At 46.6% G+C, this 2,631-nt stretch carries 2 protein-coding genes and 1 tRNA gene; 1 reads left to right on the top strand and 2 read right to left on the bottom strand.

What is annotated here, in order from left to right; translation table 11 throughout:
- Positions 1 to 373: 373 nt before the first annotated feature.
- Together ACP5N5_RS06600 and ACP5N5_RS06595 are read right to left on the bottom strand one after the other, a co-directional pair.
- Positions 374 to 483, bottom strand: a tRNA-Ser gene (locus ACP5N5_RS06600).
- Positions 484 to 644: 161 nt separating this feature from the next.
- Complete coding sequence (locus tag ACP5N5_RS06595; protein ID WP_042666974.1) at positions 645 to 2,237, bottom strand: CTP synthase; 1,593 nt, start codon at positions 2,235 to 2,237, stop codon at positions 645 to 647.
- Positions 2,238 to 2,297: 60 nt separating this feature from the next.
- Between ACP5N5_RS06595 and ACP5N5_RS06590 the strand changes: the two genes are divergently transcribed.
- On the top strand, positions 2,298 to 2,631 hold a 334-nt coding region (locus ACP5N5_RS06590), incomplete at its 3' end, for a phosphoribosyltransferase (RefSeq protein ID WP_428134291.1).

The following is a 2,631-nucleotide window of genomic DNA, read 5'->3' as shown; positions in this document are numbered from 1 at the left end:
ATTTGAACCCACGCAGGCCTACGCCATCGGGTCCTAAGCCCGACCCCTTTGACCAAGCTCGGGCACCCCCGCACCATTATTTCACAATTATTCGTGACACGGTTTTAAATCTGTTCATAGATGCTGGAACAGGACTTAATGATTTAATGCGAGTAGTCTTTTTCAAGCAGTAGTTCCTCATCGATCTCTAAGCCATTAATTGATTCGTAGAGATGTGTGACTATTACAAGACCTGGTACCCTTATGTTTGAATCGATTGAATAATTTTTATCACGAATTCCCTTCTTTCCTTATCCAGATATGTAAGTGGTTCGTTAGGGTAATATAATTATCGGGGCTTGATTTAAACTACTTATCCACTCCTGTTTGAAGACGCCGGGGGCGGGATTTGAACCCGCGCGCCCCGTGAAGGGGCAGTGGGTCTCCCACGTGTAGCCGGAAAGGTCTCGAGCCCACCCCCTTAGACCGCTCGGGCACCCCGGCACCATTAGAAAAATATAGTTAAAGAGGGTTTAAATTTCATTGAAACCGGATGCCGGATGCCCCTCGTAGCCAGGGGACTCTTCATCTCTCAGAGGGTAGTCTCCCGACGGGTTTTCATCGGGGCATTATTATATATGGTTAAGGAGGCTTATTTTTAATGACTAATGACTTGTGGATTCCACGAAATATTTATACACTGGACTCGGCTTTAATGGGTTGCTCTTGAACTCTGGATGGGCTTGCGTCCCATAGTAGAATACATTACTGTCTTTTAACTCTATTATCTCAGCATATCCCTCCTCACTCCAACCAGTTATTCTTAGCCCGGTTTTCTCGAGCATATCGATATATTTCTGGTTTAACCCGTAGCGGTGTCTATGCCTCTCAAACACTTCTCTAACACCGTAGATCTTCCAGGCCAGGCTACCTGGCTCGATCACTATTTTTCTACTGCCAAGCCTCAGTGTTCCACCAAACTGGTTCAGGTTCCTTTGCTCCGGGAGGATATCTATTACAGGGTGGGGTGTGGAAGGATCTAGCTCGCTACTGTTAGCGTTCTCCAATCCAGCCATGTTTCTAGCGGCCTCCACGACCATCAACTGCATACCGAAGCATATTCCTAGAAGCGGCTTACCGGCTTCACGGAATGCCTTGATGACACGTATCTTGCCCTCGCTTCCACGGCGCCCGAAGCCGGGGAGTATCACAGCCCCATCAGCCTTCAATATCTCCTCAACTGACACCTTGCCTGCCTCTATCTCTGAGGCTTCAAACCACTGGAGCTCAATCCTCGTGTTGCTCCATATGCCTGCATGCCGTAAAGCCTCAACAATGCTTATATAGCTATCCCTTATCTTAGTGTATTTGCCAACCATAGCTATCCTAGCTACGTGTGAAGCATTTGAATATTTTTCCACGATCTCAACCCACCGGGTTAGATCCGGTTCCCTATATTCTAATCCAAGCCTTGAGGCAAGGTATCTTGATAAACCCTCGCTATGCAAGACCAGTGGAACCCTATATACTAGGTCCACATCCGGGTTGCTGAAGACGGCTTCGACGGGTATGTTGCCGAATAACGCGATCTTGTATCTCGCCTCTGGGTCCAGGGGTCTGGTGGATCTAGCCACCACGATATCTGGCTGTATACCTATACGTCTAAGCTCCTGTATACTGTGTTGAATAGGTTTGGTCTTGATCTCACCGCTTGATAACACAGGTGCCAGGGCAACATGCATGTAAAGCGTGTTCGAGGCCCCCTCCTCAAACCTCATTTGTCTAGCTGCTTCTAGGAACGGCAGTCCTTCTATATCTCCCACGGTACCCCCTATCTCGACTATTGCTATATCAGCGCCCTGCTCCTTCGTAACCTCCCGTATTCTCTCCTTGATCTCATTGGTTACATGGGGTATTATCTGGACGCATTGCCCCAGATACTCTCCTTTCCTCTCCTTAGATATTACGCTATAGTATATCTGTCCCGATGTAATATTATTTTTCCTAGATAACTCTATACCCAGGAACCTCTCGTAGTGCCCTATATCTAGATCAGTCTCCCCGCCATCCTCGGTGACAAATACCTCGCCATGCATATAGGGGTTCATTGTTCCAGCATCCACGTTTAAGTAGGGATCTATCTTTATAGCTGTAACCCTGTAGCCCATAGACTTTAAGAGTAGACCTGTTGATGCTGCCACGATACCTTTTCCAAGCCCGGATAGTACTCCTCCAGTTACAAAGACGTATTTAACCATGGTGCCCGCTTCAACATAATAAATACATGGCTTAAAAATATTTAATTAACAGGGGGATAGATGGTGCCTCAGAAGGTTAAGACTAGGTATATATCCTGGAGCATGCTGCATGAATCGCTGAAGAACCTAGCTGAGAAAATAAGTAGCGAATACACTGCAGACACTATTATAGCGATAGCGAAGGGCGGGTTGATACCGGCCAGGATCCTCGTGGATCTACTTGGAATAGATGAAATGGGCTTTATAGAGGTTAAATTTTACAGGGGGATAGCGGAAACACGTGAGAAACCATATGTTACCTTCACAGCTCTTCCCCAGCTAGATAATAAGAGAATCATCATTGTAGACGATATAGTTGATACCGGGGAAAGCCTTATACTAGCTAGGGAGTTTA

Origin of the sequence: Desulfurococcus sp., assembly GCF_049970475.1 — an archaeon.
In the GTDB taxonomy this organism is placed as follows: Archaea; Thermoproteota; Thermoprotei_A; order Sulfolobales; family Desulfurococcaceae; genus Desulfurococcus; species Desulfurococcus amylolyticus.
The sequence above is the reverse complement of the archived record's forward strand: the minus strand, read 5'-3'. Positions and strand labels throughout refer to the sequence as shown.